This window comes from Halomonas sp. I1 (genome assembly GCF_032334135.1).
Classification (GTDB): Bacteria; Pseudomonadota; Gammaproteobacteria; order Pseudomonadales; family Halomonadaceae; genus Halomonas.
Genome location: NZ_JAVXUS010000025.1, coordinates 1 through 14,789 on the forward strand (window position 1 = coordinate 1; position 14,789 = coordinate 14,789).

Annotated in this window: 12 protein-coding genes; 4 read left to right on the top strand and 8 right to left on the bottom strand. The window is 65.6% G+C overall.

The window, feature by feature from the left end; genetic code table 11:
• Window positions 1–219 precede the first annotated feature (219 nt).
• The 6 genes from RSO41_RS17460 to RSO41_RS17485 are packed head-to-tail and all read right to left on the bottom strand — an operon-like array spanning window position 220 to window position 7,608.
• Complete coding sequence (locus tag RSO41_RS17460) at window positions 220–2,034, bottom strand: monovalent cation:proton antiporter-2 (CPA2) family protein (RefSeq protein WP_315620525.1); 1,815 nt, start codon at window positions 2,032–2,034, stop codon at window positions 220–222.
• Window positions 2,035–2,062: 28 nt separating this feature from the next.
• Complete coding sequence (locus tag RSO41_RS17465) at window positions 2,063–2,269, bottom strand: DUF3565 domain-containing protein (protein ID WP_315620526.1); 207 nt, start codon at window positions 2,267–2,269, stop codon at window positions 2,063–2,065.
• 17 nt (window positions 2,270–2,286) lie between these two features.
• The gene (locus tag RSO41_RS17470; RefSeq protein WP_315620527.1) at window positions 2,287–2,694 is read right to left on the bottom strand and encodes an NUDIX domain-containing protein; all 408 of its coding nucleotides are present in this window, start codon (window positions 2,692–2,694) and stop codon (window positions 2,287–2,289) included.
• A gap of 47 nt (window positions 2,695–2,741) precedes the next feature.
• On the bottom strand, window positions 2,742–3,368 hold the full coding sequence (locus RSO41_RS17475) for a CerR family C-terminal domain-containing protein (protein ID WP_315620528.1): 627 nt from the start codon (window positions 3,366–3,368) through the stop codon (window positions 2,742–2,744).
• 3 nt (window positions 3,369–3,371) lie between these two features.
• The gene (locus tag RSO41_RS17480; protein ID WP_315620529.1) at window positions 3,372–6,485 is read right to left on the bottom strand and encodes an efflux RND transporter permease subunit; all 3,114 of its coding nucleotides are present in this window, start codon (window positions 6,483–6,485) and stop codon (window positions 3,372–3,374) included.
• Window positions 6,486–6,492: 7 nt separating this feature from the next.
• Window positions 6,493–7,608: an efflux RND transporter periplasmic adaptor subunit gene (locus RSO41_RS17485; RefSeq protein ID WP_315620530.1), complete on the bottom strand. Its 1,116-nt coding sequence runs from the start codon at window positions 7,606–7,608 to the stop codon at window positions 6,493–6,495.
• A gap of 549 nt (window positions 7,609–8,157) precedes the next feature.
• On the opposite strand from RSO41_RS17485, the gene RSO41_RS17490 reads away from it, so the two are divergent.
• The 4 genes from RSO41_RS17490 to RSO41_RS17505 all read left to right on the top strand — a co-directional run bounded on the left by RSO41_RS17490 (window position 8,158) and on the right by RSO41_RS17505 (window position 11,466).
• Entirely contained in the window at window positions 8,158–8,931 is a 774-nt protein-coding gene (locus tag RSO41_RS17490) for an SDR family oxidoreductase (protein WP_315620531.1), read from the top strand.
• Between the two features lie 115 nt (window positions 8,932–9,046).
• Window positions 9,047–9,304, top strand: coding sequence for a hypothetical protein (locus RSO41_RS17495; protein ID WP_315620532.1), 258 nt, complete (start codon window positions 9,047–9,049; stop codon window positions 9,302–9,304).
• 58 nt (window positions 9,305–9,362) lie between these two features.
• Window positions 9,363–10,544 carry a low temperature requirement protein A gene (locus RSO41_RS17500; protein WP_315620533.1) on the top strand — a complete coding sequence of 394 codons (1,182 nt, stop codon included), beginning with the start codon at window positions 9,363–9,365 and terminating at the stop codon, window positions 10,542–10,544.
• A 4-nt stretch (window positions 10,545–10,548) separates the two neighbouring features.
• A complete protein-coding gene (locus RSO41_RS17505) occupies window positions 10,549–11,466 on the top strand; it encodes a LysR family transcriptional regulator (protein WP_315620534.1) in 918 nt (305 codons plus the stop codon).
• Here RSO41_RS17505 and ada read toward each other — a convergent pair.
• On the bottom strand, window positions 11,439–12,551 hold the full coding sequence (ada, locus tag RSO41_RS17510) for a bifunctional DNA-binding transcriptional regulator/O6-methylguanine-DNA methyltransferase Ada (RefSeq protein ID WP_315620535.1): 1,113 nt from the start codon (window positions 12,549–12,551) through the stop codon (window positions 11,439–11,441). The two genes, RSO41_RS17505 and ada, sit on opposite strands and share 28 nt — an antisense overlap.
• 112 nt (window positions 12,552–12,663) lie before the next feature.
• On the bottom strand, window positions 12,664–14,721 hold the full coding sequence (locus RSO41_RS17515) for a TonB-dependent receptor (protein ID WP_315620536.1): 2,058 nt from the start codon (window positions 14,719–14,721) through the stop codon (window positions 12,664–12,666).
• Window positions 14,722–14,789 lie beyond the last annotated feature (68 nt).

The following is a 14,789-nucleotide window of genomic DNA, read 5'->3' on the forward strand; positions in this document are numbered from 1 at the left end:
CCGCAGATCCAACCCCTGGGCAGACCCTGGAAAGAGAGTTCGAACACCAGGATTGGCCGGTATTCGATCGGTGCTACGACCTACGAGCAACGAGCTACGAGCTACGAGCTACGAGCTACGAGCTACGAGCTACGAGCTACGAGCTACGAGCCGGGCGGCGCCAACATACTGCTCGCCGCTCGCCGCTCGCCGCTCGCCGCTTGCCGCTCGCCGCTCGCCTCACGCCTCATGCCCCGGCGGTGGGGCTTCGGTGACCACGTCTTCGTCGGCTTCGAACAGCTCTTCCAGTTCCTTGGCGGCCTGCTGCGCGGTCTGGATCTGTCGGGCTTCGTCGCCGAAGGTTTCCATCTGGCGCATCAGGGTGGTCGCGTCGTGGCGGCGGAAGGTGTCCACTGTATGCTGTGCGCGCTGACGGTCGATGCCGAGTGCCACCAGGACCTCCCGGGTCAGCTCGAGGCTGGCCGGCAGCAGGTCGCGGACGATGTCCTGGACACCCGCACGCATCAGCAACTGGGCGTGATGGCGGTTGCGGGCCCGGGCGAACAGGCGCAGCCGCGGGAAGCGGCGTTGTACGCGCTGAACGATGCGCAGCGATGCCTCGACATCGGAGATGGCGATCACCAGGATGCGGGCCCGGTCGGCGCCGGCGGCTTCCAGCAGGTCGAGCCGAGAGGCGTCGCCGAAGTAGATCTCGTTGCCATAGCGGCGCACGAAGGCGACATGTTCGGCGTTGATGTCGAGAATGGTATAGGGAATGTTCAGCCCCTGCAGCGTACGTCCGATGATCTGACCGAAACGGCCGAACCCGGCGATGATGATCTCCGGCGAGGTGTCGGCAGGGCGGTCGTACTCGTGCTTCGGTGTGGCCGGCGCGAACCGTGGTCGGACCAGTCGAGCATGGAGCTGGAAAAGCACCGGCGTGGCGGCCATCGACAGCGAGACCACCAGGATCAGCAGACCGACCAGGTCGGGCGCCAGCAGGGTCGCGGCGCCGGCGGCGGTGAGCAGCACAAAGGCGAATTCGCCGCCCTGGGATAGCAGCGTGCCGAGGTTCAGGGCATCGCGCCAGTCGGTGCCGTAGGCGCGGGCGGCGATCACCACGCTCGACCACTTGGCCACTAGCAGCAGCGCCGTAAGGCCCAGCACCAGGCCGGGGCGTTCGGTCAGCAGGCCAATCTGGGCGGTCATGCCCACGGCCATGAAGAACAGCCCCAGCAGCAGGCCGCGGAAGGGCTCGATGTCGGCCTCGATGCTGTGCCGGTACTCGGAGTCGGCCAGCAGCACGCCGGCGACGAAGGCGCCGAGGGCCATGGACAGGCCGGCCAGCTCCATCGACAGGGCGGCGCCGATCACCACCAGCAGGGAGGTGCCGGCGAACACCTGCCGGCTGCGCGTGGCGGCGGCGAAGCGGAACAACGGCCGCAGCAGGTAGCGCCCGCCGACAATCAGGGCAATGAAGGCACCCACGCCGATCAAGGCATCGCGCAGCATGCTGTCCCAGCCGTCCGCCATGGCGGCACCACCGGCCAGCAGTGGAATGGCGGCCAGCACCGGGATCGCCGCCATGTCCTGAAAGAGCAGCAGCGCGAAGCCGAGGCGGCCATGTCGCGTGGTCAGTTCGCCCTTCTCGCCGAGCAGCTGGAGCACCAGGGGCGTGGAACACAGTCCCAGGCTGAATCCCGCCACCAGGGCGGCGGGCGGTGAGAGCCCCAGCATCAGGGCGAGGCCGCCCAGCGCCAGGCTGGTGATCAGCATCTGCAGGCCGCCGAATCCGAATACCGGCTTGCGCATCAGCTTCAGGCGAGCGGGCTTGAGTTCCAGGCCGATGACGAACAGCAGGAAGACGATACCCACTTCGGAGAACTGCAGCACCGCTTCGGCGTCGGGGACCAGGCCCAATACCGAGGGGCCGATGATGACGCCGGCGATCAGGTAACCGAGGACCTCGCCGAGGCCGAGACGCTTGGCCAGCGGCACGATCAGCACGGCGGCAGCGAGGAAGATCAGGCAGTTGTAGAGCAGGTCGATGGCCACGCGATCACTCCGTCGATGGGGCAGGCATTCAATGTCGGTCCCGAGGTTCTCCACGCTCGCACTTGCGGCACGCCAAGGCGAGGCCGAGTCGAGAGCGACGTCCTTCTTCGGTCAATACCCAGGGGCGTTCGGTCCAGGGGGGCTGATGCCGTACGTGCTGGTCGTGGCCGCAGGCGAGTTCCGCCACCCAGTGGCCTTCCTCGTCGCGATGATAGCCGATGATCGCCTGATGCATCTGTCGGGCGTGGTGATTCAGGCCGCCGGGGCACCAGCCCGGGGAAGCACCACATCCCGGGTCAGGGGCGCCAGCGGCAATGTCAGGGCAGTGTCGGGCGTTGCCCAACGCAGCTCGGCGATCTCCGCGGCGGCCCGGGGCGGGCCGTCCAGCTCAACACGAAACAGGTGGGCGCTCAGCTGGTGGCCGGGCTCGTTGGCCGCCGGGGCGGTGAACTCGCCGAGGAACTCGAGGCGGCGGGGCCGACACCCGAGTTCCTCGAACACCTCCCGTGACAGAGCGTCAGCCGGTGACTCTCGGGGCTCGATCTTGCCACCGGCCTGCATGAAGGCGGTGGTATCGTGCTTGCGGACCAGCAGCAGGCGTCCTGTCTCGTCTTCGATCAGGGCGGCGGCGATATGCAGAGAGGGCGCGGCGGCGGGCATGGCGGACTCCGAAGGTGATGACCGCGCCATTCTAGCATTGTCGGTCGTCAGGCCGGGATATCGTAGAGGCGCAGGTGCGAGACGACCACGTCTTCGATGGTGGTCAGGGTATCGGCATCGAAGGACGTCAGGGACAGGCGTCGCAGCAGCGGCTCCCGCGCGATCAGGAAGAACACCATCTGGCCGACCAGAGTGTGGGTTTCGAGCGTCGTGATCGGATCATCGGCGTCGCGCCCGGTGAGGCGGGCGATCAGTTGGCTCAGTGTCACCTGGATCACGCCGAAGGCCTGATCCTGCAGGATGTCGAAGGCCTCGCTGGGGTGGACCTGCTCACGCATCACCATCAATAACCAATGGCGGCACTCGACGTCCGTGGCGAAGGTCCTCACCATGCGACGCACGATGACCTCGAGGGTCGCTCGGGCGGTGTCTCGGTCGTCGGGGGAAATGAGGGAGTCGTCGATGCCCAGGCGTTCGCGCAGCGCCCCGGCGATGTGGCGGGCCGCGGCCAGGTAGAGGCCGTGCTTGTTGTCGAAGTAGTAGGCGATGGAACCGATATTGGCCCGGGCCTCGTCGGCCAGCATGCGGGTGGTGGTGGCCTTGTAGCCGTACTCGCCGAACAGCCGGATGCCGGCCTGGATCAGGCGGTCTCGGGTGGTGTCCTCGGTGGTCATGGTTCAGGCACCTCCGTCGTGGTCGGCGGTGTCGATGCCGAAGAAAAGGGTGTAGAGCACCGGCACGACCCCGAGGCTCATGATGGTACCGATGCCCAGCCCGAAGGCCATGGCGGCAGCCATGCCGTAGAACAGCGGGTCTCGACCGGCGATCAACGGTAGAAAGCCCAGAATCGTGGTAATCGCCGACATCAGGATCGGCCTGAGCCGGCGCGCCGAGGCACGAACCACGGCATCCCGGGCGGGGGCGTCGGCGGCCAGGGCGCGGCGCTCGATGTCGATGCGATCGATCAACACGATGGCATTGTTGATGATGATGCCGGCCAGGCTGTAGAGGCCGAGCATCACCATGAAACCGAAGTCGGCCCGAGTGGCCAGTAACCCCAGGGCTACGCCGACGATCACCAGCGGGATGGTGGCGACGATCAGCAGGGGGCGCTTGAAGGAGTTGAACTGGGCGACCAGCAAGATGAAGATCAGGCCGATGCACAGCGGCAGGTTGGCCTGCAGTGCCGCCTGGCCTTCTGCCGACTCCTTCACCACGCCGTCGAACTCGATCCAGTGGCCGGGCGGCAGGTCCGCCTCGAGTGCCCGCAGTGCCGGCTCGACCCGGGGAACCATGTCCTCGGCGGTGAGGTGCCGGTTGCGCCCCTCGACGGTGATGGTGCGCACCAGGTTCTCGCGGTCGATCCGGTAGTAGCCGTTGTCCAGTCGGACTTCGGCGACCTGACTCAGGGGTACGCCCTCGCCGGCAGCTTCCACGGGGTAGACGGTCAATGACTCGAGACGCTGGATGCTGGCGCGTTGTCGTTCGTCGTAGCGCATCATCACCGGGATGATGTCGTCGCCTTCGCGGTAGTGGCTGAGGTGGTAGCCGTCGATGGCGCTGCTCAGCGAACGAGCGACATCCTCGGAGGTGATGCCGGCGCTGCGGGCCCGGGCCTGGTCGACGTCGATGGTCAACGAAGGGATACGCGCCTCCCAGCTCTGGCGAATGTCCTGCGCGCCATCGACGTCGCCGAGAATGGCTTCCACTCGCTTGGCAGCGTTGAACAGCACCTCTCGATCCGGTCCCTTGACCTGAACCTGGAGCAATGTGCTGTCGGAGGGGCCCAGGAACATTCGGGTGACCTGGGGCGAGAGGTCCGGGTGGTGAGTGGCCAGGTAATGGCGTGTCGCGCGGATCACTGCGTCGACTCGGTCACGGTCGGCCACGTTGAGTACCATGAACCCCTTGTTGGGTGCCGGGTCGATGGGCGTCAGCGACAGCACGAAACGCGGACCACCGAAGCCCGAGTAGGCGGCCACGCTGGTGAGGTCGTCACGTAACGACGGCGTTTCGAGCAAGGCCTCGCTGAGCTCGCCGACGCGTCGGTCGGTGGCATTGGCGGCGATATCCGAGGGGAAGTCGATGGTCACCAGAACCTGGCTGCGGTCCGAGTCGGGAAAGAACTTCTGGGGCACCAGTTGCATCATGCCTACGCCCCCTGCCAGGGCCAGCCCCATGAGAGTCAGGAAAATCGTTCGGTGATGAAGCACGCGTCGCAGCAGCCGGGCGTAGCGCTCCGATACCCAGCGGAACAGTCTATCGGACAGGGTCGGGGCAGTGTTGTCTTTCCGCGCCGTGACGGGCGCTTTGAGGAATCGGTGGCACAGGGTCGGCGTCACCGTCAGCGACAGGAACCAGGAGCTCAACAGGGTGATGGCGATGACGATCGAGATCGAGCGGGTATACTCGCCGGCGACATGCTCGGCCAGCATCAGCGGCAGGAAGACCAGAATGGTGGTCAGGGTCGAGGAAAACAGCGGCATGGCCAGCTCGCCGCCGGTCTCGGCCAGTGCCTGATCCCGGGTGGCGCCGGCCTCCAGCCGGGTCTTGAAGTCCTCGGCGATGACGATGGCGTTGTCCACCAGCAGGCCCAGGGCGATCACCAGGGTGGCCAGGCTGGCTCGCTGCAGGGTCATCTCGGTCAGACCCATGATCGCCAGGGTGACCAGCATGACCGCAGGAATGATCGATCCGACGATCAAGCCCGTGCGCAGGCCGAGGAACAGCACCACCACGGCGAGCACGATGACCAGCGTCTGCATGACGCTGGATGTCACTCCGTAGACAGCGTTGGCGACCTGCTCGGGCTGGAAGGTCATGATATCGAGCGCATAGCCGGCCGGCAGCGTGTCGCGCACTTCGTTCAGGCGTGTTTCGATGGCGCGGCCATAGTCGAGCACGCTTTCGCCCTCGAGCATGGAAATGGCGAAGACGATGGCCGGCTTGCCGTTGAAGTAGGCGGTACGGTTGGCGGGGTCCTCGTAGCCGCGCTGAATCTCGCCCAGGTCGCGTAGCCTCAGGGTACCGCCTTCGGGCAGGCGGATTTCGGTGTCGCCCAGGGCATCGAGGTTCTCGAACTCGCCGGTCACCTCCAGGGCCAGGCGTTGCTCGCCGCTTTTCAGCACGCCGCCCGGTGGGTAGATGTTGCGACTCTGGATCTGGCCTGCCAGCTCCGAGGGAGACAGGTCGAGCTCGGCGAGACGCGCTTCGCCGATGTCGATGAAGATGCGTTGCTCCTGGATGCCGAGCAGCTCGACCTTCTTGGTGCCCTCCACGCCGTAGAGGGCGGCGCGGACGTGTTCGGCGATCTCCTGTTGGTCGGCCTGGGGAAAGTCGCCAGCGGTCAGCGCTGCGGTGACCACCGCCACATCGCCGAAATCGTCGTTGATGACCGGGTCCTGGGTACCCTCGGGCAACTGCGGCGTCGTCGCCTCGACCTTCTTGCGCAACTCGTCCCAGATCTGTTCGAGATCGAAGTAGCGGTCCTTGATTTCCACATGCAGAATCGAGCGGCCGCGCATGGACGTCGAGCGGATGCGCTCCACCTCGCCGATGGTGCGGATGCGCTCTTCCAGGGGCTTGCTGATGTTCTGCTCCACCTGTTCCGCCGGCAGGCCCGGATAGTCGGTGGTCACCAGCGCTTCACGAATGGTGATCTCCGGATCCTCCCGAGCCGGCATGGCGAAATAGCTGAAAATGCCGTAGAGCATGGCCACCAGGGTGGCCAGGTAGAGGACGGGTCGGCGTCGGTGGGCGAGCTGGCTGAGGTTCATGGTGGCCCCGGTCATGGTCGAGTCAGTTGTAGCGTTCCGGCCCCTGGTCGAGCAGGCTCACGACCTGTCCCGGGTCGACGAATTCGGTACCCCGGGCGACGATGCGCTCGTCCGGCGCCAATTCGCCGCGCACCTTGGCGCGTTCTTCGCCGATATCGACCACCGTCACCTCGACGTTCTCGAGGCGGCCATCCTCGTCGATACGCAGGACGTGCGCATGTTGCTCGTCGTCATAGACCAGGGCGGTGAGGGGAATGGGAAGAAGAGAGGCGTCTTGCGCTGCGCCAGCCAGCGATAGCTCGACTTCGGCGGTCATGCCGGCACGCACACCCTCGGGTGGTTCATCCAGGGAGAGAATGACGGGATAGTCGTTGGAGGAGCGAGGCTGGGTGCCCAACTGGGTGAGCGTGGCCGGCAGGGTGCCGCCACCCAGGGCGGGGAAGCCGATGCTGTGGGTCGTACCGGTCGACAAGGCGTCGACCAGGGTCTCGGGCACACTGGTTGCTACCTCGAAGCCTTCTCGGTCGGAGATGATCTCGAGAATCGCCTGGTTGGCGGCGACCCGCTCCGAGGGTTCGGCCTGGCGCGCACTGACCGAGCCCTCGAAGGGAGCGTTCAGCGTGGTCTGCGCGAGGTCGCGTTCGGCCAGCTCCTGGGCGGCGACGGCAGACGCGTGGCGCGATTCGGCGGTATCCAGTCCCGCCCGGGCAGTGTCGAGCTGTGTATCGCTGACGTAGCCCTTCTCGGCGAGGCTCGACTGGCGACGATAATCCTGGCGTTTCTCGATCAGCGAGGCCTCTGCCTCGCGGGCCTCGGCTTGACGTTGCCGAGCCACCAGGCGATAGCGTTCGTCATCGAGGGTGGCCAGGGGGGCTCCGGCCTCGAAGCGGTCGCCTACATCCACGGCAATACGCTCGATCTTGCCGGCAATCTCGAAGCTCAACGTGGCGCGCTCGGCGGCCTGGACCCGCCCGGAGAGGCGGGTGATGTCGGCGCCGTTGCCGGCCTGAATCACATGGCTGTCTACTACCGTTGGTATCTCGGCAGTGGATGAGGTGTCCGGCGAACAGCCGGCCAGCGGCAAGACGAGACCGAGCAGGAGCGAGACAAGCGTCGGCGATCGGTACGCGCGGGGCATGGTGGGCGATCCTCGAGTGCGGAACGGTCAGGCGCTGTCGAGGCGCCTGATGTCTCGAGGCAGTGTATTAATCAAATGATTAAATCGCAAGGCAGAAAAGAGTGAAGCACTCCGTCAGGGGGCCGTCGATGTCATCGGCCGGCCTGCTGGACCGGTGTCATGCCGGCTGCAGGCTCGGCCCTGGGCCAAGGGGCCTCAGTTGTCTTCCGGCTTCCTGTAGTGCCCGGGCACCGTGACACGGTCGCCATTGGCTGTCTGACGTACGTGGGTCGGGACGTAGACGCGCTTGATGACGCTCTTGCGATCACTCATGGGAACCTCCTTGCTTGCCATCAACGCCATGGTTCGACCGTACAGTAGCCATAAAAGCGGGTGAGAATCAATATTGTTTTTAAAAGAGAGACGAGGCGTTGTCTGAGTGGGCATGGGCACCGTCCATGGATTGTTGGTTACTCATGGATGCTGTTGGCAGAAATAGCGCATTATCTTGCCTGCGTCGCCACCTAGACTGTGTAGCCGTCACTGACTGGTACAGAAAGGAGGCACTCCATGGTGGATCGTACACTCGACGGCAAGGTGGTCCTGATCGCTGGCGGCGCCAAGAATCTCGGTGGCTTGCTGGCGCGGGATCTCGCGGAACATGGCGCTGGCGCGGTGGCCATTCACTACAACAGTGACGGCACGCGCCAGGCCGCCGAGGAAACCCGGGATGCGGTCAAGGCGTTGGGCGCTGATGCCGACCTCTTCCAGGGGGACCTGACCCATGCCGATAATGTCACCGCGCTCTTCGACGCGGTTTCTCGCCGGTTCGGCAAGGTGGATATCGCTATCAATACCGTGGGCATGGTGCTCAAGAAGCCGATGCTGGAGATCAGCGAGGCCGAATACGACACCATGTTCGACATCAACGCCAAGAGTGCCTTCTTCTTTCTCAAGGAGGCCGGGCGTGTGCTGGAGGATCACGGCAAGATCGTGACGCTGGTGACCTCGCTGCTCGGCGCCTTCACGTCCTTCTACTCCACCTATGCCGGTGGCAAGGCGCCGGTGGAGCACTTCACTCGGGCGGCAGCCCAGGAGTTTGGCGAGCGCGGCATCTCGGTGACGGCGGTCGGGCCCGGCCCCATGGATACGCCCTTCTTCTATGGCCAGGAAGGCGAGGAGGCCGTGGCCTTCCACAAGAGCGCCGCTGCCTTGTCGGCATTCAGCAAGACCGGGCTGACGGATATCGAGGATGTGGTTCCGTTGATTCGTCACTTGGTGACCGATGGCTGGTGGATGACGGGTCAGACCCTGTTGACCAATGGCGGCTATACCACCAAGTGAGCCGGAGTAGGCCAGGCAGGACGCCTGGCCTTGCTGTGCTCTGCGTTCTGCGGTACGCCTGTCGGCATTCAACGGCTAAGCTAGGAAACATGTCATTGGCTTTCAGGGAGGAAAGATGCGCACCTTGTTGATTCTGTTGATAGGCATCGTGGCGGTGTGGCTGCTCGTACGATACTGTCCGCGGGCGCATCGGCGCCCAGCAGCGGCGGCATTTTCACTGGCCTGGCTGGTGGCCTGTGGCTGGAATCTCGCCATCGGCCTTTCACATGGCTATGCGCTCGGCGAGGAACTGGCGATTCACGCCGTGTTGTTCGCCATACCCGTCGGACTGGCGTGGTGGCGCCTCGGGCGTCGAGCACCCCCCGCTTCGTGAGAGCCCGCTTTGCCGGAATGACGTCCATTTTCGTTTTTCGCGTCGATTGGGAGTCTGCATGACATCGGAACGTCCCCATCCCTTGATGCGGCCTCGTGATGGGCATGAGGCCGCCGTCAGCTATGTCGAGCTGCTGTTTGACCTGATCTATGTGTTTGCCATCATCCAGGTCTCGCATTTCCTGCTGGATAACCTGAGCCTGCTGGGCGCGGCCCAGGCGCTGGTGTTGTGGTTTGCGGTCTGGCTGGGCTGGCAGTACAGCGGCTGGGTGACCAACTGGTTCGACCCGGACACCACGCCCATCCGGTTGTTGCTGTTCGTCACCATGGCCCTGGCTCTGCTGATGGCGGCGGCGCTGCCGGAGGCCTTTGGTTCCCGTGGCCTGGTATTCGCCGGCTGTTTCGCGGCGATGCAGGTGGGGCGCTCGTTGTTCATTCTGTGGAGCCTCAGAGGGCATGGCCTGGCCGACTTGACGGCCAACTATCAACGTATTCTCGGCTGGGGCGCTCTGGGCGCCGTGTTCTGGCTGGCAGGCGGCCTGGCGGAAGGGCCGATGCGTCTCGTTCTCTGGGCGCTGGCAGTCGCCTGTGAATACGTGTCGCCGATGTTCGGCTTCCGCCTGCCGGGGCTGGGGCGTTCCTACACACGGCACTGGAATATCGAGGGCGGCCATCTGATCGAGCGGTGTGCGCTGTTCATGATCATCGCGCTGGGCGAGACGATCCTGATCACCGGGGCCACCCTGGCCGGTGTCGGCGATTGGAGCCTCGGTACCCTGCTGGCCTTCGGCGTCGCCTTTCTGGAGACCGTGGCCATGTGGTGGGTGTACTTCCACATCGCCATTCGTGATGCCTCCCGGGTGATTACCGAATCCGACGATCCCGGCCGGATCGGCGCCTACTTCCATTATGTGCACGTCATCATTCTGGGTAGCGTGATCCTCTGTGCGGTCGGCAGCGAGCTGGTGATCGCTCATCCGGTCGGACACCTGACGGCCACGGTGACGAATGTACTGCTGGCCGGTCCCATGTTGTTCCTGGCGGGCATGGCGATCTACAAGTTCGTCGTCTACGGGCGGCTACCGTTGTCTCACCTGGCCGGTCTGGTCCTGATACCCGTACTCCTGTTGTCCCTGACGGTTTCGCACAGCCCGCTTGTGTTGCAGGGAGTCAGCGCCGTGCTGCTGCTGGGCGTGGGCACCTGGGAAATGCTGTCGCGACGCGGTGTACTGCGGATCTGATGTCATGGACAGGATCGATCAGTGGCGGGCCTTCATCCGGGTAGCGGAGATGGAAAGTTTTACGCGGGCCTCCGTGGCGCTGGCGTGGCCTCGGGCGACCGTGTCGCTTGCCGTGCGGCGAGTCGAGGAAACGCTCGGTGTGCGGCTGTTGCATCGCACCACGCGCAAGGTGCGGCTGACACCGGATGGTGAATGTTTCCTGCAGCGGGCCAGGGCCCTGGTGGCGGAAGCGGAGGAGCTCGAGCGACTGTTCCGGCACCCGAGCGAGGAGGCCTCGGGAAGACTGGTCGTCGATGTGCCGAGCCGCGTGGCCCGGCGACTCGTCGCGCCGGCGCTGTGGCAACTGCTGGAGCGGCATCCCCGGTTGCAGGTCGTTCTGGGGGCCACGGATCGCCATGTCGACCCGGTGGCCGAGGGCGTCGATTGCATCGTGCGTTTCGGATCGCTTCCAGACAGCGATCTGGTCGCGCGCCGGTTGGGGCGGGTGGCGTTGGTGAACTGCGCCAGTCCCGACTATCTCAAACGCCACGGAATGCCTCGTCAGGTCGAGGACCTCGCCACCGGGCACCTCATGGTGGGATATGTCGCGCCGCATAGTGGTCGCGAAGAAAGCTTCGAGGTGGTCGAAGAGGGGCAGGTCCGGAATGTCGAGCTATCGAGCCGGGTCGTGGTCAACAATGCCGAGAACTATATTGCCTGCTGCCGGGCCGGGCTCGGTCTCATCCAGGTACCGCGTTTCGATGTCGACGACCTGCTCCGCGGTGGTGAGCTTGTCGAGGTCTTGCCCCAGTACCGAGCCGAGGGCCTGGAGGTCTCGCTGCTGTATCCGCATCGTCGGCATCGCGCGGTGCGCATCGATGTCTTCATGGACTGGTTCGCCGCCATCATGGCGCCCTACTTCGAGACGTCCTCGCCGTCGTGATCTCTCGGGTGGTCGACCTCCCGGTCCAGCAGGGTGCGTTTGCGTTCGATGCCCCAGCGATAGCCGGAGAGGTCGCCGTCCCGGCGTACGACCCGATGGCAGGGAATCGCCACGGCCAACGGGTTGGCCGCGCAGGCTCGGGCAACGGCACGCACTGCGGCCGGTGAACCGATGCGCTCGGCGATCTTGGTGTAGCTCGCGGTAGAGCCGGCGGGGATCTCGCGCAGCGCCTGCCAGACACGTTGCTGGAAGGCCGTGCCACGGATGTCCAGGGGCAGCTCGGTGCCCAGAGCGGGATCGTCGATCAGGCCGACCACTCGAGCGATCCAGTCCTTGAAGTCGTCTCCGCCGGCCGTGAGCTCGGCCCGCGGGAAGCGATCCTGGAGGTCGCGGACCAGGGGGGCGGGGGCGTCGCCCAGCAGAATGGCGCAGACGCCGCGCGTGCTGCACGCCACCAGAACCGAGCCCAGCGAACACTCGCCAACGGCGAAGCGGATGGTGGTATCTCGACCGCCGCCCTTGTAGGCCGTCGGTGTCATGCCGAGCATGGCGTCGGCATTCTCGTAGAAGCGGCCGCTGGAGCGGAAGCCGGCCCCATGGATGGCCCGGGTGACGTCGCCGTCCGGGGTGTTCAGCGCCTCGCGTACCCGACGCGCCTGGTGTGCCCTGGCATAGGCCTTGGGGGTGAGGCCGGTGACGGCCTTGAAACGGTGGTGCAGGTAGGAAGGACTCAGTCCGACCCGCTCCGCCAGTTCGAGCAGCCCGAGCGGCTCGTCGGCCTGCTCGATGATCCGGCAGGCCCGTTCGACGAGTGCGGCGATCGGCGTGTCGGCCGAGGGGGCATTCGGCGCGCAGCGCTTGCAGGGGCGGTAGCCTGCCGCCTCCGCGTCCTGCGGGCTGTCATGGAAGGAGACGTTCTCCGGTTTTGCCCGACGCGACGGGCAGGAGGGGCGGCAATAGACGCCGGTGGTGAGCACCGCGTAGACGAAGCTGCCGTCCGCAGAGGCGTCACGCTGGAGCACCGCCTGCCAGCGGCGGTCGCGCTCGGTGTCGATGGGGCGCTGTGTTGCCATGGTGAGGGTCATCCCGGTGTCCTCTCATTGTGGGTCATGTGCCGAGTAAAGGACACCGGGAGGGGCGGCGCACTCCGCTGCTGACTTTTCAATCTCGCTCAGCCGGGTGCGCAGGGTCGGGCGGTCAGAAGGTCAGCTCCAGGCCCGCATAGACACTGCGGTCCGGTGCCGTGGAGAAGTAGCGCCCGCGCTGGTCGTTGATGACGATATTGTCGTAGTGCTCGCGGTCGAACAGGTTCTGCACGCCGACGTAGGCCTTGAGCAGGGTATCGTTGCTCAGCCGCCAGCTGTCGCCGGCGCGCAGGTTGGCCAGCCAGACATCATCCACCTTCACACTGTTGGCGTCGTCGGCATACATCGAACCGACGTAGCGGGTCTCCAGGGTGGCGAAGCGCTCGCCGGTGCCCTGCCAGGTCAACTGGTTGACCCAGGTACGCTCGGGCAGGCCCGGGATGCGGTTGTTGGCGTGATCATTACCGGCGTCGTCCACGTAGTCCTGGAACTCGTAGCGCGCCAGCGTCAGGGCGCTGTCGAGCCGCCAGTCGTCGGCGAACTGCCAGCCCAGAGCCATTTCCAGGCCGTCCTGACGGCTGCGTCCGGCATTGCGATAGAAGTCGCGGCCATCGCTGTTCTTGTAGGCAATCAGCGAGTCGCGCACCCGGGTCGAGAACAGCGCGATGTCGTAGTCCAGGCCGCTGTCGATGAAGTGGCCGCGCAGGCCGAGCTCGCGATTCCAGGCCTTCTGCGGCTCGATATCGGGGTTGAAGCCGCCGACGCCGGCCGGGTTGGCGAACTCGGTGAAGGTCGGGGTCTCGTAGGCGGTACCCACCGAGAGGTAGGCCTGGTGGTTGGGCAGGTAGCGATAGTTCACCCCGGCGCTGCCACTCCACTGGTCGAAGGTGCGATCGCCGCTGTTGTCGCCGTCGCTCAGGTAGTCGTCATCGATGTCGAAGTCGATGTGGTCGAAGCGGGTGCCGAGCGAGAGGGTCCAGCGGTCGGTCAGGTCGAGGTCGCCCTGGGCGAAGGCTCCCAGTGAGGAGGCTGCCTGGGTCTCGTCGGCGACGCGGTCCTGATGGTCGCCGTCGATGGTGACGTCGTCGCGGTGGCGGTCATCCTCCTGGCGGGCCACCTCGACCCCGGCGACGTAGCTCAGCGGCAGTCCGCCGAGCGACAGGGACTGGCGATATTCGGCGTTGGCACCGTAGTAGTCGCGGTCATAGGCGACGAAGCTGTCGCCGGCATAGGCGAGCTGCTGTGCGAAATCGCGCTGCAGATAGAAACCGCGCAGCGTCAGCTCGCCCGGGCCGGCGGCGCGGTCTTCATACTCGAGGCCGAGGACCTGTTGGTCGACCGTCTGTCCGGCGTCGATGCGGGTCGGCGAATAGAAGTTGCTGTCGATCGTGCCTTTCCGGTCCTCGGACACGGCCTCGGCGGTCAAACCGCCAGGATCCTCCGAGCGCGGGTTGTCGAGCAGGTTGACGATGGCGGTGAGGGAACGGTCGTCGTCGAGCTGGCGCTTCAGCTTGGCGTTGAGCAAGTATTTCTCGACGTTGCTGTGGTCGCGATAGCCATCCATGTCCAGCGCCGAGACGCTGACATGGTGCGACCAGGGGCCGTCGACGCCACCGTGGCTGACGTTCAGCTTGCGATAGCCGTCGCTGCCGCCTTCGACGCGCAGGCTGGCGCCGGGATCGCTCTCGCCGTCGGCGGTGGTGACGTCGATCACCCCGCCGGCGGCGTTACCGTACTGCACCGCCGCCGGGCCACGAATGACCTCGATGCGCTGGGCGCTGTCGAGGTCGATGGCGTCGAGCTGGGCCTGGCCGTCGGGCAGGGTGTAGGGAATGCCGTCGACCCGCACTCTGATGCCCCGCACGCCCCAGGGAGTGCGAGCGCCGAAGCCGCGGATCGACACCCGTTCGCCCTGGACGAAGTTGTGGCGATTCTGGAGGTAGAGGCCGGGAACGGTGGCCAGTGCTTCGCCGAGGCGCTCACGCTGCTGGCCCTGGGCGATCGTCTCGCGATCCACCACCGAGACGGCGGCGGGGGTATCGTAGAGTTCGCGGTCGAGGCGCGGGGCGCTGACCTCGAGGGGATCCAGCGTGACGGGTTGGGCCAGGGCCATTCCGGAAACGCTCAGGGTACCGGCGACGAGGAGGAAAGGCACGGCACGGTGGGGCATGAGGCAACCTCAAGATGCGTAGACAGGTAAGATGCGTAGAAAGATAGTGCGCAAATTATCTCACCGGA

Bases quoted from the DNA above. Each gene is read 5' to 3' on its own strand.
- RSO41_RS17505 (WP_315620534.1), top strand. From the start codon at position 10,549: ATGGACAGGATCGATCAGTGGCGGGCCTTCATCCGGGTAGCGGAGATG.
- RSO41_RS17480 (WP_315620529.1), bottom strand. From the start codon at position 6,485: ATGACCGGGGCCACCATGAACCTCAGCCAGCTCGCCCACCGACGCCGA.
- RSO41_RS17485 (WP_315620530.1), bottom strand. From the start codon at position 7,608: ATGCCCCGCGCGTACCGATCGCCGACGCTTGTCTCGCTCCTGCTCGGT.
- RSO41_RS17495 (WP_315620532.1), top strand. From the start codon at position 9,047: ATGCGCACCTTGTTGATTCTGTTGATAGGCATCGTGGCGGTGTGGCTG.
- RSO41_RS17475 (WP_315620528.1), bottom strand. From the start codon at position 3,368: ATGACCACCGAGGACACCACCCGAGACCGCCTGATCCAGGCCGGCATC.
- ada (WP_315620535.1), bottom strand. From the start codon at position 12,551: ATGACCCTCACCATGGCAACACAGCGCCCCATCGACACCGAGCGCGAC.
- RSO41_RS17465 (WP_315620526.1), bottom strand. From the start codon at position 2,269: ATGCATCAGGCGATCATCGGCTATCATCGCGACGAGGAAGGCCACTGG.
- RSO41_RS17515 (WP_315620536.1), bottom strand. From the start codon at position 14,721: ATGCCCCACCGTGCCGTGCCTTTCCTCCTCGTCGCCGGTACCCTGAGC.
- RSO41_RS17490 (WP_315620531.1), top strand. From the start codon at position 8,158: ATGGTGGATCGTACACTCGACGGCAAGGTGGTCCTGATCGCTGGCGGC.
- RSO41_RS17500 (WP_315620533.1), top strand. From the start codon at position 9,363: ATGACATCGGAACGTCCCCATCCCTTGATGCGGCCTCGTGATGGGCAT.
- RSO41_RS17470 (WP_315620527.1), bottom strand. From the start codon at position 2,694: ATGCCCGCCGCCGCGCCCTCTCTGCATATCGCCGCCGCCCTGATCGAA.